The organism is Corynebacterium tardum (assembly GCF_046717785.1).
Taxonomy (GTDB): domain Bacteria; phylum Actinomycetota; class Actinomycetes; order Mycobacteriales; family Mycobacteriaceae; genus Corynebacterium.
On the sequence record NZ_CP177104.1, the window covers coordinates 1,869,031 to 1,888,686 of the forward strand.

17 protein-coding genes are annotated in these 19,656 nt (G+C 64.4%); 12 read left to right on the top strand and 5 right to left on the bottom strand.

What is annotated here, in order from left to right; all coding sequences use genetic code 11:
- Positions 1-25 precede the first annotated feature (25 nt).
- Positions 26-1,948: an asparagine synthase (glutamine-hydrolyzing) gene (gene asnB / locus ACLI1P_RS08960; protein ID WP_411708610.1), complete on the top strand. Its 1,923-nt coding sequence runs from the start codon at positions 26-28 to the stop codon at positions 1,946-1,948.
- 65 nt (positions 1,949-2,013) lie between these two features.
- Here the strand turns inward: asnB and ACLI1P_RS08965 are convergent, their stop codons facing one another.
- Positions 2,014-2,358, bottom strand: coding sequence for a HesB/IscA family protein (locus ACLI1P_RS08965; protein ID WP_296131117.1), 345 nt, complete (start codon positions 2,356-2,358; stop codon positions 2,014-2,016).
- A 261-nt stretch (positions 2,359-2,619) separates the two neighbouring features.
- Between ACLI1P_RS08965 and ACLI1P_RS08970 the strand changes: the two genes are divergently transcribed.
- Together ACLI1P_RS08970 and ACLI1P_RS08975 are read left to right on the top strand one after the other, a co-directional pair.
- Entirely contained in the window at positions 2,620-3,312 is a 693-nt protein-coding gene (locus tag ACLI1P_RS08970) for a DUF3043 domain-containing protein (RefSeq protein ID WP_411708611.1), read from the top strand.
- 32 nt (positions 3,313-3,344) lie between these two features.
- On the top strand, positions 3,345-4,250 hold the full coding sequence (locus ACLI1P_RS08975; protein ID WP_411708612.1) for a nicotinate-nucleotide--dimethylbenzimidazole phosphoribosyltransferase: 906 nt from the start codon (positions 3,345-3,347) through the stop codon (positions 4,248-4,250).
- Between the two features lie 17 nt (positions 4,251-4,267).
- Here ACLI1P_RS08975 and ACLI1P_RS08980 read toward each other — a convergent pair whose 3' ends face one another.
- Positions 4,268-5,371, bottom strand: coding sequence for a branched-chain amino acid aminotransferase (locus tag ACLI1P_RS08980; RefSeq protein ID WP_411708613.1), 1,104 nt, complete (start codon positions 5,369-5,371; stop codon positions 4,268-4,270).
- A 146-nt stretch (positions 5,372-5,517) separates the two neighbouring features.
- Between ACLI1P_RS08980 and ACLI1P_RS08985 the strand changes: the two genes are divergently transcribed.
- A complete protein-coding gene (locus tag ACLI1P_RS08985; protein WP_411708614.1) occupies positions 5,518-7,017 on the top strand; it encodes a leucyl aminopeptidase in 1,500 nt (499 codons plus the stop codon).
- Between the two features lie 52 nt (positions 7,018-7,069).
- Here the strand turns inward: ACLI1P_RS08985 and ACLI1P_RS08990 are convergent, their stop codons facing one another.
- Positions 7,070-8,344, bottom strand: a complete 1,275-nt coding sequence (locus ACLI1P_RS08990; protein ID WP_411708615.1) for a glutaminase — start codon at positions 8,342-8,344, stop codon at positions 7,070-7,072.
- Positions 8,345-8,372: 28 nt separating this feature from the next.
- On the opposite strand from ACLI1P_RS08990, the gene ACLI1P_RS08995 reads away from it, so the two are divergent.
- The gene (locus tag ACLI1P_RS08995) at positions 8,373-8,915 is read left to right on the top strand and encodes an isochorismatase family protein (protein ID WP_411708616.1); all 543 of its coding nucleotides are present in this window, start codon (positions 8,373-8,375) and stop codon (positions 8,913-8,915) included.
- Between the two features lie 17 nt (positions 8,916-8,932).
- Here ACLI1P_RS08995 and ACLI1P_RS09000 read toward each other — a convergent pair whose 3' ends face one another.
- Complete coding sequence (locus ACLI1P_RS09000; protein ID WP_296131143.1) at positions 8,933-9,331, bottom strand: oxidoreductase; 399 nt, start codon at positions 9,329-9,331, stop codon at positions 8,933-8,935.
- 128 nt (positions 9,332-9,459) lie between these two features.
- On the opposite strand from ACLI1P_RS09000, the gene sucB reads away from it, so the two are divergent.
- From sucB to ACLI1P_RS09035, 7 genes are all read left to right on the top strand, one after another.
- Complete coding sequence (gene sucB / locus ACLI1P_RS09005; RefSeq protein ID WP_411708617.1) at positions 9,460-11,502, top strand: 2-oxoglutarate dehydrogenase, E2 component, dihydrolipoamide succinyltransferase; 2,043 nt, start codon at positions 9,460-9,462, stop codon at positions 11,500-11,502.
- A 197-nt stretch (positions 11,503-11,699) separates the two neighbouring features.
- A complete protein-coding gene (gcvP, locus tag ACLI1P_RS09010; RefSeq protein ID WP_411708618.1) occupies positions 11,700-14,570 on the top strand; it encodes an aminomethyl-transferring glycine dehydrogenase in 2,871 nt (956 codons plus the stop codon).
- Between the two features lie 4 nt (positions 14,571-14,574).
- Positions 14,575-15,687 carry a glycine cleavage system aminomethyltransferase GcvT gene (gcvT, locus tag ACLI1P_RS09015; protein WP_411708619.1) on the top strand — a complete coding sequence of 371 codons (1,113 nt, stop codon included), beginning with the start codon at positions 14,575-14,577 and terminating at the stop codon, positions 15,685-15,687.
- A gap of 39 nt (positions 15,688-15,726) precedes the next feature.
- A complete protein-coding gene (gene gcvH / locus ACLI1P_RS09020) occupies positions 15,727-16,119 on the top strand; it encodes a glycine cleavage system protein GcvH (RefSeq protein WP_411708620.1) in 393 nt (130 codons plus the stop codon).
- A gap of 36 nt (positions 16,120-16,155) precedes the next feature.
- Positions 16,156-16,974 carry a lipoyl(octanoyl) transferase LipB gene (gene lipB / locus ACLI1P_RS09025; RefSeq protein ID WP_408930741.1) on the top strand — a complete coding sequence of 273 codons (819 nt, stop codon included), beginning with the start codon at positions 16,156-16,158 and terminating at the stop codon, positions 16,972-16,974.
- A gap of 88 nt (positions 16,975-17,062) precedes the next feature.
- Complete coding sequence (gene lipA / locus ACLI1P_RS09030; RefSeq protein ID WP_408930990.1) at positions 17,063-18,136, top strand: lipoyl synthase; 1,074 nt, start codon at positions 17,063-17,065, stop codon at positions 18,134-18,136.
- A 42-nt stretch (positions 18,137-18,178) separates the two neighbouring features.
- Entirely contained in the window at positions 18,179-18,964 is a 786-nt protein-coding gene (locus ACLI1P_RS09035; RefSeq protein WP_408930742.1) for a DUF4191 domain-containing protein, read from the top strand.
- Positions 18,965-19,078: 114 nt separating this feature from the next.
- Here ACLI1P_RS09035 and ACLI1P_RS09040 read toward each other — a convergent pair whose 3' ends face one another.
- Positions 19,079-19,549, bottom strand: a complete 471-nt coding sequence (locus ACLI1P_RS09040; protein ID WP_408930743.1) for an RDD family protein — start codon at positions 19,547-19,549, stop codon at positions 19,079-19,081.
- Between the last annotated feature and the right edge of the window lie 107 nt (positions 19,550-19,656).

Genomic DNA, 19,656 nt, shown 5'->3' on the forward strand with positions numbered 1-19,656 from the left:
TGCATATATAAGGAGTAACAAGTTTATGTGCGGACTTTGCGCGTTTTTGAGCGCTGAGCACAACGCCGCCCAGCATCTGGCGGCCCTGGAGCAGTCTTTGACCTGCATGCGCCACCGCGGCCCCGATGCAGCGGGCACCTGGCACGATGAGGACGCCGCATTCGGCTTCAACCGCCTCTCCATCATTGATCTCGAGCACTCCAATCAGCCCCTGCGCTGGGGCCCGGAGGACAACCCGGAGCGCTACGCCCTGACCTTCAATGGCGAGATCTACAACTACGTGGAATTGCGCGAGGAGCTGTCCGCCGCCGGCTATTCCTTCGGCACCGAGGGCGACGGCGAGCCCATCGTGGTGGGCTACCACCACTGGGGCAAGGACGTGGTCGAGCACCTGCGCGGCATGTTCGGTTTTGTCATCTGGGATACCGAGACCAAGACGATGTTCGCCGCGCGCGACCAGTTCGGCATCAAGCCGCTGTACTACGCCACCACCGATAAGGGCACGGTTTTCGCCTCGGAGATGAAGTGCATCCTCAGCATGGCGGAGTCCCTGGGTCTAGACTTGAGCCTTGATAAGCGCGCCATCGAGCACTACACCGACCTGCAGTACGTGCCGGAGCCGGAATCCCTGCACGCCAACATTCGCCGCGTGGAGTCTGGCTCCAGTGTCACCCTCACCCCAGGCGGTACGGTGCACAACTCCCGCTACTTCAAGCCCCGCTTCCCCGTTAAACCGGTGAAGCAGGGAGAAGAGCAGCAGCTCTTCGACAAGATCGCACGGGCGCTGGAGGATAGCGTCGAGAAGCACATGCGCGCCGATGTGACCGTCGGTTCCTTCCTCTCCGGCGGTATTGACTCCACCGCCATCGCCGCCCTGGCCAAGCGCCACAACCCAGATTTGCTCACGTTTACCACCGGCTTCGAGCGCGAGGGCTACTCCGAGGTGGACGTGGCTGCTGAATCCGCAGCAGCAATCGGAGTGGATCACATCGTCAAGATCGTCTCCCCCGAGGAATACGCCGACGCGGTACCGAAGATCATGTGGTACCTGGACAATCCCGTGGCAGACCCCTCCCTGGTGCCGCTGTACTTCGTGGCCCAGGAGGCCCGCAAGCACGTCAAGGTGGTGCTCTCTGGTGAGGGCGCCGACGAGCTCTTCGGCGGCTACACCATCTACAAGGAGCCGCTGTCCCTGGCCCCGTTTGAAAAGATCCCCTCCCCTCTTCGCCAGGGGCTGGGCAAGCTGTCGCAGGTGCTTCCCGAAGGAATGAAGGGCAAGTCCCTGCTCAACCGTGGCTCCATGACCATGGAGGAGCGCTACTACGGCAACGCTCGCTCCTTCAACTTTGAGCAGCTGCAGCGAGTCCTGCCCTGGGCCAAGCGCGAGTGGGACCACCGCGAGGTCACCGCGCCGATTTATGCGCAGTCCCAGGACTTTGATCCGGTGGCCCGCATGCAGCACCTGGACCTGTTCACGTGGATGCGCGGAGACATCCTGGTCAAGGCCGACAAGATGAACATGGCCAACTCGCTGGAGCTGCGCGTGCCGTTCCTGGACAAGGAAGTCTTCAAGGTGGCGGAGACCATTCCGCACGACCTCAAGATTTCCCATGGCACCACCAAGTACGCCCTGCGCAAGGCCATGGAGCAGATTGTTCCGCCGCACGTGCTGCATCGCAAGAAGCTGGGCTTCCCGGTTCCGATGCGCCACTGGCTGGCCGGGGATGAGCTCTACGGCTGGGCCCAGGACCAGATCACTGAGTCTCAGACTGAGGACATCTTCAATAAGAAGGAGGTCCTCGAGATGCTCAAGGAGCACCGCGATGGCGTCTCCGATCACTCCCGCCGCCTGTGGACCGTGCTGTCCTTTATGATCTGGCACGGCATCTTTGTGGAAAACCGCATCGACCCGCAGATTGAGCAGCGCGACTATCCGGTGAAGCTTTAAGCGCTCCTTACCGGAATGAGAAAAGCCCTCGCCATTACGGCGAGGGCTTTAATTGTGATTCCTGTTTAGTTGAAGGAATCACCGCAGGCGCAGGAGCCGCCGGCATTCGGGTTATCGATGGTGAAGCCCTGTGCCTCAATAGTGTCAGCGAAGTCAATCTTGGCGCCGGTGAGGTACGGGATGGACATCTTGTCCACGACCAGGTTCACGCCGCCGATGGTGTCAACCTTGTCGCCATCGAGGGTGCGGTCGTCGAAATACAGCTGGTAACGCAGGCCGGCGCAACCGCCCGGCTGGACGGCGATACGCAGGGACAGATCGTCTCGGCCTTCCTGCTCAAGCAGGGACTTTGCCTTGGCGGCAGCGGCCTCGGTCAGGATAACTCCGGTTGCAGACGCGGGAGCGGTCATAGTTTCTCCTCTAATATGTACGGAATTTTCTGGTCACTACCCTACCCCCTTGCACACAAGGAATAAAGGATGCCCAGCTCACTATTGTCGTGTCACCTACGTGCAACCGCCTGCTCCGCCGCTGTATTCCCAGGGCTATTACCGGTGCTATTCCCGGCGACACTGCCGGGTCCATTCGCCGGGCCTGTTTCCAGCACTTTCCGGCGCCACTAGCGTGGCCCCATTCCCAGTTTGTCGGGGCAACCTTGTACGCTAAACAGCGTGAAACTTCCGTGGCAAAAAGACGACAAGAACGCCTCCGCTGCTGAGCACACGCCGGCACCGGAGCAGAAAACCGCCGCCGAGAAACCGCACCGCAAGGGCTACACCCCGCCCAAGGGCCGCCCTACCCCGAAGCGCGATGCGCAGGAGATTGCTCGCGGCGTCAAGCGCGATCCGCACGGTATGTCCGACGCGCAGCGCTACCAGCACCGCAAGGAGCTTAAGGCCTCCATGTCCAAGGAGGAGTGGAAGGCCTACAAGCGCAAGGAGCGCGAAGAAAACCGCGCGCGCAACAACGAGGCCCAGGAGCGCATGGCGGCGGGCGACGAGCGCTACCTCCTCGCCCGCGATAAGGGCGATGTGCGCCGCTACGTGCGCAACTGGGTAGATTCACGCCGCTTCCTCAACGAGTGGGTCATGCTCTTTGCCGTTGTGCTGTTTGTGCTCATGTTCGTCAGCGCCAGCAACCCGAACCTGTCCAACATCGTCTCCATCGTGGCCATGATCTGCATTGTGGTCTTTGCCGTCGAGGGCTTCTGGCTTTCCCGCAAGTGCAACAACGCGGTACGCCTGAAGTTCCCGGGCACCACGGAGGCTGGTTTCGGGCTGGGCTTCTACGCCTACTCCCGCGCTACTCAGCCGCGCAAGTGGCGCACCCCGCGCCCGCAGGTGGAGCGCGGCGCCACCGTCTAGAAAAATCACCCACCTACACCAGGGAGCTGACCATGCCTGAATTCACCGCTGTTCCCCAGCTGCATCCTGTTGAGCCCACGAACGAGGAGTTCGGACGCCTCGGGGACATTGCTGCATGGTTGGCTGCTGCCCAGGACGCCGAGCACGCCGCCCCCGTAGCACGGGCGCGCGCCATCGTCTTTGCGGGCGCGCACGGGATTGCGCAGCCCTCGACTGACGGCGCCGCTATTGGTCCCTATGACGAGGAGGACGTGGCGCGGTGGAAGGACAACCTCACGACTGCGGCGCACCGCGCGGAGGTCGGCCTCGACATCATTGACTGCTCCCCGTCCGCGGCGATTGATTCCTCCCCGGCCATGTCCCCGGAGGATCTAGAACACCATGTCACGCTGGGCATGCAGGCCGCGGACCGCGAAGTGGATTCCGGCGCGGACCTGCTCATTACTTCCGATGTAGGCATTGGCAGCGAGACCGTCGCCGCGGCCGTCCTCGGCCGCATCACCCACACGGAGCCGGTGGCGATCCTGGGCACGCGCACCGGCGGCGGCGTCACAGATGACATGTGGAAGGCCCGCGTGGCCGTTGTGCGCGATGCCATGTTCCGCGCCCGCAACCTAGAGGGCTGGGAGGTCGTGCAAACCATCGGCTCCCCGAGTCTGGCGGCACTTATCGGCTTTATTGCCCAGGCCACCGCGCGCCGCACGCCCGTGCTGATCGACGGCCCCCTTGCCGCCACCGCCGCCGTCCTTGCCGAACGCAGCGCCCCCGGCGTGAAAGGCTGGCTGCGGGCCGGCAGCTCCTCCCCCGAGCCGGCGTACGCCCTCGCGCTCAAGGAGCTGGGGCTGACCCCGCTTCTCGAATTGGATCTCCGCGCCGGACACCCCCTCGGCGCGCTCGCGGCCCTGCCGCTGGTGCGGCTTGCCGCCGAGCTTGCCTAGCTGCCCAGCAGTAGCTCTTACTGAGCCGGCACCAGAGTGTGCAGCCAGCCGTGGGTATCCTCCACGGCGCCGTGCTGAATGCCCGTGAGGCGCTCGCGCAGCGCCATGGTCGTCGCACCGGCCTCGTTGTTGTTGACGTGGAAGCCCACGTCAGTGCCCATAACGTGGCCCACCGGGGTGATCACAGCGGCGGTACCGCAGGCGAAGGCCTCCGTCATCGCGCCGGAGGCAACGTCCTGCTCCCACTCCTTATAGCAAATGCGGCGCTCTTCCACCTTCAGCCCCATATCCTCTGCCACCTGCAGCAGGGACTTGCGGGTAATGCCCGGCAGCAGGGAGCCCGACAGCGCCGGGGTGACCAGGGTCTGGTCACCCTCCTCGCCGTAGATGAAGGCCAGGTTCATGCCACCCATTTCCTCGATATAGGTGCGATCGATGGCATCCAGCCACACCACCTGGTCGCAGCCCTTCTCCGCTGCCTGCGCCTGCGCCAGCAGGGAGGCTGCGTAGTTGCCGGCGAACTTCGCGGCACCGGTGCCGCCCGGTGCGGCGCGGACATAGTCCGTAGACAGCCAGACGGACACCGGCTTGATGCCGCCGGAGAAGTACGAGCCCGCCGGAGAGGCAATGACCACATAGCGGTAGGAGTGCGCCGGGTGCACGCCGAGGGAGACATCCGTGGCAATCATGAAGGGACGGAAGTACAGGGCTGCCTCGCCACCGGCCTCGGGGACCCAGTCCTGGTCAACCGCGGCAAGCTGGCGCAGGGACTCCACGAATTCCTCTTCCGGCAGCTCCGGCATGGCCATACGCTGCGCAGAGTTCTGCAGGCGCTGCGCATTCTGATCCGGACGGAAGGAAGCAATGCTGCCATCGGGCTGGCGGTAGGCCTTGATGCCCTCGAAGATGGCCTGGCCGTAGTGGAAGACGGTGGAGGCCGGTTCCATGCTAAACGGAGCGTAGGGGCGCACCTGCGCGTCGTGCCAGCCCTTCTCCTCCGTCCAGTCAATCGTCACCATGTGGTCGGTGAAGTACTTGCCAAAGCCCGGGTCTGCCAGGATCTCCTGCAGGCGCTCCGGGGAGGTGGGGGTATCAGTTCGCGTCACGGTGTAATTCAACATGCCTCACAGCGTACCCCCTACCCGCCTATAGAGATGCAGAAATATGCGCGGTTCGACCCCTTGCAGTACAACCACTCGCGGCGGCTGCCACTGCCCCGGGTACTGTGTGAGGAGTATCCCATTGTCACTTTCTCAAGGAGGACATCGTGGCTTCTTCCACGTTCGAACTGCCCGCACGCGGCGCTTTCCCCACCGTTGAGCTGGCCAAGAAGGCCCCCAAGCAGGCAGACGCCCTGCTGATCGCCACCTTCACGGGCGAAGACGGTCTGGAGGTGCCGGGCACCTCCCTGCTCGGTTCTTCCGCGCTGCGCTCGACGTATGAGGCCCTCGCCGCCGTGGGCGCTACGGGCAAGGCCGGGGAAATCGTGAAGGTCCCCGCTCCGCAGAAGGCGGGTGCCGCGCAGGTTATCGCGCTGGGCTTGGGAGATGTCGAGGCACTCGATGACGAGGCTCTGCGCCGCGCCGCCGGCACCGCCGCCCGCGCTACCGCGGGAGTGGGAACCATCGTCACCACCGTGGCTGACTTCGGCGTGTCCGCTGCCGTCGAAGGCCTCATCCTCGGCGGCTACTCCTACCGCGGCATTCGCTCCTCGGAGCTTTCCGAAGACCAGCAGCCGGCCCACTTCGTCGTGGTTGCTGACAAATCTGCGGGCGAGGAGCTCGAGGCCGCCCGCATCGTGGCCGAGTCCGTCCTTCTCTCCCGCGACTTGGTCAATACCCCGGCCAACAAGCTCTACCCGGAGACCTACGCCGCCTTCCTGTCCGCACAGGCTAAGGACGCCGGGCTCGACGTCGAGGTGCTCGATGAAAAGCAGCTGGAGAAGCAGGGCTTCGGCGGCATCCTCGCCGTGGGCAAAGGCTCGGCCCGCCCGCCGCGCCTGGTACGCCTGAGCTGGAAGCCGAAGAAGGCGAAGAAGCACGTTGCCCTCGTGGGCAAGGGCATCACCTTCGATACCGGCGGCATTTCGCTGAAGCCGGGCAACGGCATGTGGGACATGATTTCTGACATGGGCGGCTCCGCCTCCATGGCAGCCACCATCATCGCCGCGGCCAAGCTCAAGCTGCCGGTCCAGATCACCGCTACCCTGCCGCTGGCGGAGAACATGCCGGGCGGCGGCGCCACCCGCCCGGGTGACGTCATTACGCACTACGGCGGGATCACCTCCGAGGTCCTCAACACCGATGCGGAGGGACGCCTTGTGCTGTCCGACGCCATCGCGCGCGCCAGCGAGGACAAGCCGGACTACCTCATCGAGACCGCGACGCTGACCGGCGCACAGATCGTCGCGCTGGGCGCTCGCACCGCGGGCGTGATGGGCTCCGAGCTCTTCCGCGATCGCCTCGCCGAAATCGGCCGCGAGGTGGGAGAGAATGCCTGGGCCATGCCACTGCTGGAGGAGCACGACGAGGAGCTCAAGTCCCAGGCGGCAGACATCCGCAACATCCACGTCAAGCGCGAAGGCGGCATGGAATTTGCCGGCACCTACCTCAGCCAGTTCGTGGGCGAGGGCATCGAGTGGGCGCATATCGATATCGCCGGCCCGTCCTGGAACGGCTCCGCCCCGCGCGGCTACACCCCGAAGCGCGCCACCGGGGTTCCGGTGCGCACCGTGGTGGCCGTGCTGCGCGAGATTGCTGAGTCCTAATCACGCCTGAGCGGCATCGATACGGCCCCATGTCTGGGCAGCGTCACGCTGCTCAGACCTCCTCGCCGGCGATGACGTAGTCTTCCTTGTCCGCCAGCGGGAGGACGGTGCCGTCGGACATGGCCCGGTCGGTGACCAGCCCGTTATCGTCGACCAGCGCAACTTCGTTGCCTTCCTCCTTGAGGCGGCGCAGCCCCTCCTTGAGCATGCGCCGACCCACCTGGTGCAGGCCCGAGACCTGAGAGAAGTCCAGCGCCAGACGCTTCTCGGAGAACTGGCGCTCCTCTAGCTCGTGGAGGATGGCTTCGGTCGCGGTGAAGTTGATGTGACCCTGCAGGCGGATAATCGCAGTCTCGTCGTCCTCATCCACGCTGCGCACCGGGTGCACACCAAAGCGGTTGTCCGTGGACATCAGATGCAGCCCCATGTCGGAGGACAGCTCCTGGAAGATGGCGGTGCCGCGCACGCTGTTTCCCTGCTCGTCCAAGCGCGGCGACAGCGTGGCCACGCCCAGCTGACCGGGCAGGGTACCGATGAGACCACCGGCCACGCCGGACTTGGCGGGAATGCCCACCTCCGCCATCCAGCGCCCAGCACCGTCGTACATACCGCAGGAGCTCATCACCGCGAGCGTGAGGCGGCAGACGTCAGCGTCCAGGATCTTCTCCCCCGTCACCGGCTGACGCCCGCCGTTGGCCAAGGTAGCGGACATGACGGCGAGGTCGCGCACGTCGATAGACAGCGCGCACTGGGAGACGTAAGACAGCACTGCGTCATGCGCATCGTCTTGAATAATGCCGTAGGAGCGCAGCATGTGGGCGATGGACAGGTTGCGTTCGGCGTTCTCAAGTTCGGAGTCACACAGGCGCTTGTCCACGTCTACCTCGCGCCCCGCCAACTTCGACACATAGCAACGGATGCGCTCCACGCGGTCCTCCACCGAGGAGTCCACGCCGTTGATAAGCTGGTTAACCACGATGGCGCCGGCGTTAATCATGGGGTTGACTGGCCGGTGATCGTTGGCCAAGGAGAGCTCATTAAACGCCTGCCCGGAAGGCTCGAGGCCGACGACCTCGCAGACCTCATTAAGGCCCAACTCCTGCAGAGCTAGGGCATACACAAAAGGCTTGGAAATGGACTGGATGGTAAAGCGGTTCTCCGCATCGCCGGCGCTGTAGAGGTGGCCCGTGACCGAGCACAGCGCGACGCCCAATTGATCTGGGTCGGCTTGGGCAAGCTGCGGGATGTAGTCAGCCACCTCGCCGCCGTCCTCCTCGCGTACGGAGTTGAGGATTTTCTGTAGGTAAAAAGGAATCGGTGTTTTCATTGACCCCCAGCGTATAGAATTGTCACGCATGAAGCCCGCACTCATCATCGTTGACGTCCAACACGATTTCTGTCCCGGTGGCGCGCTCGCTACGGAGCGGGGCAACGAGGTAGCTGATCGCATCGGCGCCCTCCAGCCCAGCTACGACATTGTCGTCGCCACGCAGGACTGGCACATCGACCCAGGAAGCCACTTCTCTGAGAATCCAGACTTTGTCGATTCGTGGCCTGTGCGCTGCGTGGCTGATTCTTATGGCGCCGCCATGCATGAATCCATCGGGCCGGCGGAGGCCTACTTCCGCAAAGGTGAGTACACCGCGGCGTATTCCGGGTTCAAGGGAGCCGCTGACGGCGCCGCGCTCGCGGATTGGTTGCGCGCACGTGGCATCACGGACGTGGACATCGTCGGTATTGCCACGGATCACTGCGTGCGCGCCACTGCTACCGACGCCCTCACGGAAGGCTTTACTGTCCGCGTTCTGGCGGACTACTGCGCGCCTGTCGACGACTCCCGGGGCGAAGCCGCGCTTGAAGAACTCGCCGAAGCGGGTGCCACCATCGTGCGGGATTAACCCCCGATGAAGACTAGTTAACCCTGGTTCCGCTGCTGGCGCTGTTCGAAGCGCTCGCGGCGTTCGCGCTGCTCTTCGCGCTTGCGCAAGATGCGCTCACGCTCAATACGCTCGCGCATACGTTGGGGATAGCCGGTTTCCTCGACATCGTAGACATCGCACCGAAGCAGCTTGGCCACCGCGTCAATGCCCTTCGGCCCGCCGATGCGACGCCGGATGAAGGCGCCGTTCTCATCGACGACGACTACGGACATCTCATTAACCACAGTCTCCGGTTCAACAAACGCCTCGACATACGCTCGCCCCTGGGCCCAGGACTGAAGTTCCTGAGCATCCTCCGCGCGAATGGTCTCCCCCGGTGCGCGGGGCGGGCGCAGTTGAGATCGGGAGCTGTTGCGACGGAAGAGGTTGAACATGACTCTCCAGCCTACCCCGTGAAGAGGGTGCCCCAATTCACCCCACCTGTGCGCACTGTGAGCGGTCACGCTGTAGAATCAAGCATTAGCGTTTCACTACTTTCAACTTTCGAGGAGTCTTATAACTTATGGCACACTCCGTTGTGATGCCCGAACTGGGCGAATCCGTAACTGAGGGCACGATTACCCAGTGGCTTAAGTCCGTCGGTGACACTGTTGAGGCTGACGAACCTTTGCTCGAGGTCTCCACCGACAAGGTCGACACCGAAGTTCCGTCCCCAGTGTCCGGCACCATCCTCGAAATCAAGGCTGAAGAGGATGACACCATCGATGTCGGCGAGGTCATCGCCATTATTGGTGATGAAGGCGAGTCCGCTCCGGCCGCTGATGAGTCCGGCTCTGAAGACTCCTCCGAGAAGGCTGCTGAGACCCCCGACAAGCAGCCTGAAGACGCTGAGGCTGAATCTGAGGAACCCGCATCTGGTGACGCTACCGATGTCGAGATGCCGGAACTGGGCGAATCCGTCACTGAGGGCACCATTACCCAGTGGCTGAAGTCCGTCGGCGACACCGTCGAGGTTGACGAGCCGCTGCTCGAGGTCTCCACCGACAAGGTCGACACCGAAATCCCGTCCCCGGTCGCCGGTACCCTCGTCGAGATCCTCGCCGAGGAGGACGACACCGTCGACGTCGGCGCCGTCATCGCCCGCGTCGGCGACGGCTCCGCCGCCGCAGAGAAGCCGGCCGACAAGGCCGAGCCGAAGGCAGAAGAAAAGGAAGAGAAGAAGGACGAGCCGAAGGCTGAGCAGAAGTCCGAGGACAAGCCTGCCGCCTCCGGCGACGCGACTGATGTCGAAATGCCGGAGCTGGGTGAATCTGTCACTGAGGGCACCATTACCCAGTGGCTGAAGTCCGTCGGCGACACCGTCGAGGTCGACGAGCCTCTGCTCGAGGTCTCCACTGACAAAGTCGACACCGAAATCCCGTCCCCGGTCGCCGGCACCCTCGTTGAAATCCTCGCCGATGAAGACGACACCGTAGACGTCGGCGCCGTCATCGCCCGCGTCGGCGACGGCTCCGCCGCCCCGGCCAAGGAAGAAAAGGCCGAGAAGAAGGAAGAGCCAAAGGCAGAGGAAAAGGCCGAGCCCAAGGCTGAGAAGAAGGACGAGAAGCCGGCCGCGTCCGCTGAGCCGAAGGCTTCCGAGACCTCCACCAAGGTCAACAACGGCGACAACGTCCCGTACGTCACTCCGCTGGTGCGCAAGCTGGCTGAGAAGCACGGCGTAGACCTGTCCACCGTCTCCGGCACCGGTGTCGGCGGCCGCATCCGCAAGCAGGACGTCTTGGCTGCAGCCGGCGAGGGCAAGGCACCGGAGGCGTCGGCAAGCACCGGCTCCACCGATGCCCGCGCTCGCTGGTCCACCAAGTCCGTGGATCCGGAGAAGCAGGAGCTCATCGGTACCACCCAGAAGGTCAACCGCATCCGCGAGATTACGGCCTCCAAGATGGTCGAGGCCCTGCAGATCTCCGCTCAGCTCACTCACGTCCAAGAAGTCGACATGACCGCCATCTGGGATATGCGCAAGCAGTCCAAGCAGGCGTTCATTGACAAGTACGAGGCCAACCTCTCCTTCCTGCCGTTCATTGTGAAGGCCACCGTGGAGGCTCTGGTGTCCCACCCGAACGTCAACGCCTCCTACAACCCGGAAACCAAGGAGATGACCTACCACGCTGACGTTAACGTGGCCATCGCCGTTGACACCCCGAAGGGTCTGCTGACCCCGGTCATTCACAAGGCACAGGAGCTCACCCTCCCGGAGATCGCACAGAAGATCGCCGAGCTGGCTGACAAGGCCCGCAACAACAAGCTCAAGCCGAACGACCTCACCGGTGCCACCTTCACGGTGACCAACATCGGCTCCGAGGGCGCCCTGCTGGATACCCCGATTCTGGTTCCGCCGCAGGCCGGCATCCTCGGCACCGCTGCCATCACCAAGCGTGCCGTTGTGGTGACGGAAGATGGCCAGGACGCCATCGCCATCCGCCAGATGTGCTACCTGCCGTTCACCTACGATCACCAGGTGGTCGACGGCGCTGATGCAGGCCGCTTCATCACCACCATTAAGGACCGCCTCGAGACCGCGGACTTCGCTGCGGACCTCGACCTCTAGTCCTTAAGAAGACCTCGCTCCCCCGCCACCGTGGCCGGGGGAGCTTCGTCGTTTTCCGCCGCCCTCGCTAGCTCCTTGTCTGCCTCTAAGTGTGGAGAGAAAGACCGGGGGTAACCGGCAATAATGCCATGACTCACGCCTTATACTTGAGGGCGGTTTAGGCCAAATTGACTAACGCCATGAAGGAGATCAAACACATGGATTTCATCTCTCGCCACTTGGGCCCGGATGAGGCCGAGCGCGCGACGATGCTCAAGGCAGTGGGGTATGACAGCGTCGATGCGCTGGTTGATGCTGCCCTTCCCACCACCATCCGCGCCGCCGAGGCACTCAACCTGCCCGAGGCTCTGAGCGAGGACGCAGCACAGGCCCGGCTGCGCGAGTACGCTTCCCAGAACGTTGTGCTGAAGTCCTTCTACGGCCAGGGTTACTCCGACACCCTCACCCCGGCGGTCATCCGCCGCGGCCTGCTGGAGGACGCCGGCTGGTACACCGCCTACACGCCCTACCAGCCGGAGATTTCCCAGGGCCGCCTCGAAGCACTGCTGAACTTCCAGACGATGATCGAGTCCCTGACCGGTCTGCCCATCGCCAACGCCTCGCTTCTCGACGAAGCCTCGGCCACCGCCGAGGCCGTGGGACTCATGGCCCGCGCGGTGAAGAAGGGCCGCCGCGTGCTGCTGGATTCCCGCCTGCACCCGCAGGTGTTGGCCGTGGCTGCTGAGCGCGCCCGTGCCATCGAGCTCGAGGTGGAGATTGCCGATGTCCGCGAGGGCATCGTGGGCGAGGATCTCGTCGGTGCCATCCTGGCGTACACGGGTACCGAAGGCGACATCGTGGATCCACGCGCGGCCATCGAAGAGCTGCACACCCGCGGCGCCCTAGCTGCCGTCGTGGCGGACCCGCTGTCCCTGCTGCTGCTTGAAGCCCCGGGTGAGATGGGCGCGGACGTGGTCCTGGGTTCCTCCCAGCGCTTCGGTGTACCGCTCTTCTTCGGCGGCCCGCACGCAGCATTCATGGCCGTCACGGAGAAGCTCAAGCGCCAGATGCCCGGCCGCATCGTGGGCGTGTCCAAGGATGCCGCCGGCCGCCCGGCCTACCGCCTGGCTCTCCAGACCCGCGAGCAGCACATTCGCCGCGAGCGTGCGACCTCCAACATTTGTACCGCGCAGGCGCTGCTGGCCAATGTGGCTTCCATGTACGCGGTCTACCACGGACCAGTTGGCCTGAAGGAAATCGCGCAGCGCGTCCACGGCCATGCCGCCGCCTTTGCTGCGGCCGTCAGCAGCACCGGCAAGGAGCTCGTCTCGCGCGACTTCTTTGATACCGTCACCGTTTCCGGCGTCGATGCCACCGCCATCAAATCCCAGCTGCAGGAGCAGGGCTACCTGGTCCGCGCGATTGGCTCGGATAAGGTTGCGGTCTCCTTCGGCGAGTCCGCGAACAGCGAGGACGTTGTAAAGCTTGCCGCTGCCTTCGGCGCCAAGGCTTCCGCGGACTCGGTGTCCGCAGAGAACGCCGGCTCCTCCTTCGAGATTCCGGCTGGCGTCCAGCGTGCTGAGGCCCCGCTGCAGCACGAGATCTTCAACTCCATCCACTCCGAGACCCAGATGCTGCGCTACCTGCGCACCCTGGCAGACAAGGACCTGGCTTTGGACCGCACGATGATCCCGTTGGGCTCCTGCACCATGAAGCTCAACCCCACCTCTGCTATGGAACCCATCTCCTGGCCCGAGTTCGCCGGTATCCACCCGTTTGCCCCAGAGGAGACCACCGCGGGCTGGCGTGCGCTCATTGAGGAGCTCGAATCCTGGCTGTCTGAGCTCACCGGCTACGCCCAGGTGTCCATCCAGCCCAATGCGGGCTCCCAGGGCGAGCTGGCTGGCCTGTTGGCCATCCGCCGCTTCCACGTGGCCAACGGCGATCACGGCCGCGATGTCATCCTCATTCCGGCCTCGGCGCACGGCACGAACGCGGCCTCGGCAACCTTGGCCAACCTGCGCGTCGTGGTGGTCAAGACTGCGGACGATGGCTCCATCGACGTCGCCGACCTGGACGCCAAGATTGAACAGCACGGCGAGCACATCGCCGGCATCATGATCACCTACCCCTCTACTCACGGCGTCTTCGATCCTGAGGTGCGCGAGGTCTGCGACAAGGTCCATGCGGCCGGCGGTCAGGTCTACATCGACGGCGCGAACATGAACGCGCTGGCCGGGTGGGCCCGCCCGGGCGCCTTCGGTGGTGATGTCTCCCACCTCAACCTGCATAAGACCTTCACCATCCCGCACGGCGGCGGTGGTCCGGGTGTGGGCCCGGTGGGTGTGGCCGAGCATTTGGTGCCCTTCCTGCCTACCGATGCCAACGATCCGGAGGTCGATCCCTCCCAACCCACGCCGGATGGCGCCGGCGTGCCGTCCACGGCTACGCGCTACGGTTCCGCAGGTGTGCTGCCGATTTCCTGGTCCTACCTGGCCATGATTGGCGCGCAGGGCCTGAAGGAGGCCACGAGCCACGCCATCCTCGGCGCGAACTACCTGGCACGCAGCCTGAAGGATTCCTTCCCGGTGCTCTACACCGGCAACGCTGGCCTGGTGGCGCACGAGTGCATCTTTGACCTCCGCGAGCTGACCGACGCCTCCGGGGTCACCGCTGCCGACGTGGCCAAGCGCCTCGTGGACTACGGATTCCACGCGCCTACCCTGTCCTTCCCGGTCGCTGGCACCCTCATGGTGGAGCCCACCGAGTCCGAGGATCTGGGTGAGCTGGACCGCTTTATCGAGGCCATGCGCTCCATCCGCGCCGAGATCCAGGAGATCATCGACGGCTCCGTGGCTTATGAGGACTCCGTCATGCACAACGCCCCGTTTACCGCGGAGGCCGTGGCTGCCGACGACTGGGAGTTCACCTTCACCCGCCAGCAGGCCGCCTACCCGGTAGCTTCCTTGCGCGGCGGCAAGTACTTCCCGCCGGTGCGCCGCATCGACGAGGCTTACGGCGACCGCAACCTCGTCTGCTCCTGCCCGCCGCCGGAGGCCTTCGACTACACCGACAACCAGGAGGATTAATCCAATGACCGAGTCCCTGCACTCCCCGCTGCACGCAGAGCACGAGAAGCTCGGCGCCACCTTCACCGCCTTCGGGCCGTGGGAGATGCCGCTGAAGTACGACAACGAGCTGGATGAGCACCGCGCGGTACGCACCACCGCCGGCCTCTTCGACCTGTCCCACATGGGCGAAATCTGGGTCAACGGCCCGGACGCAGCCGAGTTCCTGTCCTACTGCCTTATCTCCAACCTTTCCTCCCTCAAGGTGGGCAAGGCGAAGTACTCCATGATCTGCGCCGAAGACGGCGGCATCATGGATGACCTCATCTCCTACCGTCTGGAGGAGACGAAGTTCCTCGTCGTCCCCAACGCCGGCAACGCCGACACGGTCTGGGAAGCCCTCAACGAGCGCGCCGAGGGCTTCGACGTGGACCTGAAGAACGAGTCCCGCGACGTGGCCATGATCGCCGTTCAGGGCCCGAAGGCACTGGAAATCCTCGTCCCGCTGGTGGAGGACACCAAGCAGCAGGCCGTCATGGACCTGCCTTACTACGCCGCGATGACCGGCAAGGTGGCCCGCAAGTACGCGTTCATCTGCCGCACCGGCTACACCGGCGAGGACGGCTTCGAGCTCATCGTCTACAACTCCGATGCCCCGGAGCTGTGGGAGGAGCTGCTCAAGGCCGGCGAGGAATACGGCATTAAGCCCTGCGGCTTGGCTGCGCGCGACTCCCTGCGCTTGGAGGCCGGCATGCCGCTCTACGGCAACGAGCTCACCCGGGACATCACCCCGGTGGAGGCCGGTATGGCCCGTGCCTTTGCCAAGAAGGAACAGGACTTTGTTGGTTCTGACGTGCTGCGTCAGCGCGCGGAGGAGGGCCCCCAGGCCCAGATCACCGGCCTGGTGTCCTCCCAGCGCCGCGCGGCCCGCGCGGGCGCGGAGGTCTTCGTGGGCGAAAACAAGGTGGGCACGGTGACCTCGGGCCAGCCTTCCCCCACCCTGGGCCACCCAGTGGCACTCGCGCTTATCGATACCGCCGCGGGCCTAGAGGCTGGCGACGCCGTGGAGATCGATATCCGCGGCAAGCGCTACCCCTTCGAGGTCTCCCAGCTCCCCTTCTACAAGCGCGAGAAGTAAACTCCTCAACTGAACGCATCTACCGAAAGGACCCTTCCAATGGCTACCCTGCCTTCTGATTTCTCTTACTCCGAGGACCACGAGTGGATCAACGCCGCCGCTGATTCCGTCGTTGGATCCACCGTCCGCGTGGGCATCACCTCCGTGGCCACCGACCGCCTGGGTGAGGTTGTCTTTGCCGAGCTGCCGGCCGTGGGCGACACCGTTGAGCACGGTGAGACCTGCGGCGAGGTGGAGTCCACCAAGTCTGTCTCCGACCTGTACTCCCCGGTTACCGGCACCGTCACCGCTGTCAACGAGGGCGTTCACGATGACTACGCCGTCATCAACAACGACCCGTTCGGAGAAGGCTGGCTCTTCGAGGTCGAGGTCACCGAGGCCGGCGAGCTCATGAGCGCTGAGGAGTACGCCTCCGCTAACGGAGTCGCTTAAGAAATTCTGGTGACGCGGGGACTAGCATGGGGAGCCATGACTGCTCCCCGCGAACCATTCTTTCCCGCTGATCGCTCCATCCGTGCCTCCGCCGAGCCACTGGAGATCCGCCACCTGGGCCGCAAGGGCTACCAGGAAACCTGGGATCTGCAGGCCGAGCTCGCGGCGGCCCGGGCAGCGGGCACGCAGGGTGATGTCATCCTCGTGGTGGAGCACCCCAATGTCTACACCGCCGGCAAGCGCACGCAGCCGGAGGACATGCCCGATAACGGCCTGCCGGTCATTGACGTCGACCGCGGCGGGCGCATCACGTGGCACGGCGAAGGCCAGCTCGTGGTCTACCCCATTCTCAAGCTGGCGGAGCCTGTCGACGTCGTGGATTACGTCCGCCGCTTGGAGGAAGCCATCATCCAGGCCGTCCGCGAGCTGGGTGTGACGACGGCTGGGCGCATCGACGGCCGCTCCGGCGTGTGGGTTCCGTCCACCACCCGCGCCGCCGACCCGGCTGCCCCCACCCGCGACCGCAAGCTGGGTGCCTTGGGCATCCGCATCACCCGCGGCGTGACCATGCATGGTCTGGCGCTCAACTGCACCAACACGTTGGAGTACTACGAGCACATCGTCGCCTGCGGTATCGACGACGCCGACGTGTCCACCCTGTCACTTGAGCTGGGCCGCGAGGTCACCATGGAGGAGGCGGAAGCCCCGCTTCTGAGCGCCCTGGAGAAGGCACTCTCCGGCGAGCTCACCGTGGCTGACCACACCTTCGCCTCAGCCCCCGATCCCATCAAGGTGGCCAACGAAAAGGCACGTCAGGCGCGCCGCGCCCGGGATGAGGCCCACCCGGGGGAATAAAGCGTGCAACGCCTTTGATTGTATTAGGAAGAGCACACACCGACGCGTAAAGTGAGTTTTTGTGACTGTAAAGCCTGAAGGACGCAAGATGCTCCGCATTGAGAAGAAAAATGCGGAGTCGCCCATCGAACAGAAGCCACGCTGGATTCGCAACCAGGTCCGCACCGGACCGGGCTACGAAGACATGAAGTCCCGCGTTGCCGGAGCTTCCCTGCACACGGTGTGCCAGGAGGCCGGCTGTCCCAACATCCACGAATGCTGGGAATCCCGCGAGGCCACCTTCCTCATCGGCGGTGACAAGTGCACCCGCCGCTGCGATTTCTGTGACATCGCCACCGGCAAGCCGGAAGAGCTGGACCGCGACGAGCCGCGCCGCGTAGCCGAGAACATCCAGGAGATGGACCTCAACTACACCACCATCACCGGCGTGACACGCGACGATCTGCCGGACGAGGGCGCCTGGCTCTACGCCGAGGTTGTCCGCAAGATCCACGAGCTCAACCCGCACACCGGCGTGGAGAACCTCACCCCGGACTTCTCCGGCAAGCCGGACCTGCTCCAGGAGGTCTTCGAGGCCCGCCCGGAGGTCTTCGCCCACAACCTGGAGACCGTACCGCGCATTTTCAAGCGCATCCGCCCGGCCTTCCGCTACGAGCGCTCCCTCGACGTCATCCGCCAGGCCCACGAGTTTGGCCTCATCACCAAGTCCAACCTCATCCTGGGCATGGGCGAGACCGCCGAGGAAATCGAGGAGGCCCTGCGTGACCTGCGCGAGGTGGGCTGCGACATCATCACGATTACGCAGTACCTGCGCCCCGGCCCGCGCTTCCACCCGATTGAGCGCTGGGTGCGCCCGGAGGAGTTCGTGGAGCACTCCAAGCTGGCCAAGGTGCTCGGCTTCGGCGGCGTCATGTCCGGCCCGCTAGTCCGCTCCTCCTACCGCGCCGGCCGCCTGTACGTGCAGGCCATGGAGGCCCGCGGCCTCGAGCTACCGGAGAACCTCAAGCATCTGGCCGAGACTTCCCAGGGCGCTACCGCCCAGGAGGCGTCTACCCTCATTGAGAAGTACGGTCCGTCCGAGGAAACCCCGGTGACCACCCGCATGGTCAAGACCCCGGCTGGCGCACCGAGCCCGAACTCTGCGGCGGCCACCATCCGCTAGTTCGATTCTCTTTTTCACCCTCTGACCTTTAAAGTAGGAGCCATGGCTAACGACGACAAGGCATCGCTCAAGGCAGCGAAGAAGCAGGAGCGCGCCGCAAAGCGCGCGCAGCGCAAGCAGACCTGGTCACAGATGTGGCAGGCGTTCAACATGCAGCGCAAGCAGGATAAGCTGCTCATCCCCATCATGCTGGCTGCCTTCCTGGGCATGGGACTGCTCTTCTTCCTCATCGGCAGCCTCTTTAACGGCCAGTGGTTCATGCTCATTCTGGGCTTGGGAATCGGTGCCATGCTGGCGATGTTCCTGTTCACCCGCCGCCTGGAGCGCGACATGTACAAGAAGGTGGAGGATCAGCCGGGCGCTGCCGGTTGGGCGCTGGAGCAGCAGCTGCGTAACACCGTCGGTGTGGTGTGGAAGGTCAAGACGGGCGTGGCTGCGACCCGCCAGCAGGACTTGGTCCACCGCGTCATCGGCAACTCCGGTGTCGTCTTCGTGGTTGAGGGCGACCGCAAGCGCGTGGCCCCGACCCTTAACCGTCTGAAGAAGCGCGTGGACCGCATGGCCGGCGGCGTGCCGGTGTACGAAGTCTTCGTCGGCAGCGGCGAGGATGAAGTCCCCGTGTCGAAGCTGCGCAACCACATCATGAAGCTGCCGCGTAACTTCAACAAGAACGAAACCTACGACAACATCCGCCGCATTGAGGCCATGGATGACATGCCGGGCACCACCCCGGGCATGCCGAAGGGCCCGATGCCGCGCCAGGCGCAGAACATGTCTGGCATGAACCGCCGCATGCGTCGTATGCAGGCCCGCAAGGGCGGCAAGTAAGCCAGCCGCCACACGCTGCCTACACAAGTTGGTCCCTTCCCACTACCGGGGAAGGGACCTTCTTCGTTGTGTGCTCTGCTATCCGCCGCCCCGCTCGCTCGGCGGAGATAATCCCTAGGCCAGAATGACGGCGGTGCCCGTCGCGCGGTCGTGCAAACCGCGGCCATCGGCATCCACCATGGCGGCGGGGAAGAGCACTCCGGTAAGCAGCGTGCGGACGGCGGCGCGCCAGAAGCCGACACGGGCGCCGGGTTTATCGAGCCGTGCCACACCCATCCCCAGCACCAGCATCCCGGGGGTACGCGCGAACAGCCAGCCGCAGACAATGCCCATCACGGCCCACAGGGCGTAACCCAGGAATGCTGGCCCGCCCAGGGCATCGGTGTAGTGCGCAATGACGTTGGCCACCAGCCCCCAGAGAATCCAGTCAATGAAGACCCCGCCCGTGCGGCGCATCACCGAGGCCATCGCGCCCGGGCCTTTCTCGGGCAAGCCGAGCTTCTCCCCCGGCCACTTGCCCGGTTGGTAACCGTCGTTTTCGCCCGGAATAGAGGGCCCATCGAGCCACGTGCGCTTATCTGCCATGCCCACCAATCTAGCCCGCAGGTGGGGCAGGCAGGAAATTCCTCACTTGGTCCCCCACGTGCCCCAGCTGTGCCCCTTCTACCTGTAAACTGATCGGGAGTACTACA

What these genes read in the sequence shown, in the direction of transcription:
- lipA (WP_408930990.1), top strand. Translation starts at nt 17,063, where the DNA reads ATGCTCCGCATTGAGAAGAAAAATGCGGAGTCGCCCATCGAACAGAAG.
- gcvH (WP_411708620.1), top strand. Translation starts at nt 15,727, where the DNA reads ATGGCTACCCTGCCTTCTGATTTCTCTTACTCCGAGGACCACGAGTGG.
- ACLI1P_RS09000 (WP_296131143.1), bottom strand. Translation starts at nt 9,331, where the DNA reads ATGTTCAACCTCTTCCGTCGCAACAGCTCCCGATCTCAACTGCGCCCG.
- ACLI1P_RS08990 (WP_411708615.1), bottom strand. Translation starts at nt 8,344, where the DNA reads ATGAAAACACCGATTCCTTTTTACCTACAGAAAATCCTCAACTCCGTA.
- ACLI1P_RS08965 (WP_296131117.1), bottom strand. Translation starts at nt 2,358, where the DNA reads ATGACCGCTCCCGCGTCTGCAACCGGAGTTATCCTGACCGAGGCCGCT.
- gcvP (WP_411708618.1), top strand. Translation starts at nt 11,700, where the DNA reads ATGGATTTCATCTCTCGCCACTTGGGCCCGGATGAGGCCGAGCGCGCG.
- ACLI1P_RS09040 (WP_408930743.1), bottom strand. Translation starts at nt 19,549, where the DNA reads ATGGCAGATAAGCGCACGTGGCTCGATGGGCCCTCTATTCCGGGCGAA.
- asnB (WP_411708610.1), top strand. Translation starts at nt 26, where the DNA reads ATGTGCGGACTTTGCGCGTTTTTGAGCGCTGAGCACAACGCCGCCCAG.
- ACLI1P_RS08980 (WP_411708613.1), bottom strand. Translation starts at nt 5,371, where the DNA reads ATGTTGAATTACACCGTGACGCGAACTGATACCCCCACCTCCCCGGAG.
- ACLI1P_RS09035 (WP_408930742.1), top strand. Translation starts at nt 18,179, where the DNA reads ATGGCTAACGACGACAAGGCATCGCTCAAGGCAGCGAAGAAGCAGGAG.
- gcvT (WP_411708619.1), top strand. Translation starts at nt 14,575, where the DNA reads ATGACCGAGTCCCTGCACTCCCCGCTGCACGCAGAGCACGAGAAGCTC.
- ACLI1P_RS08975 (WP_411708612.1), top strand. Translation starts at nt 3,345, where the DNA reads ATGCCTGAATTCACCGCTGTTCCCCAGCTGCATCCTGTTGAGCCCACG.
- ACLI1P_RS08995 (WP_411708616.1), top strand. Translation starts at nt 8,373, where the DNA reads ATGAAGCCCGCACTCATCATCGTTGACGTCCAACACGATTTCTGTCCC.
- sucB (WP_411708617.1), top strand. Translation starts at nt 9,460, where the DNA reads ATGGCACACTCCGTTGTGATGCCCGAACTGGGCGAATCCGTAACTGAG.
- lipB (WP_408930741.1), top strand. Translation starts at nt 16,156, where the DNA reads ATGACTGCTCCCCGCGAACCATTCTTTCCCGCTGATCGCTCCATCCGT.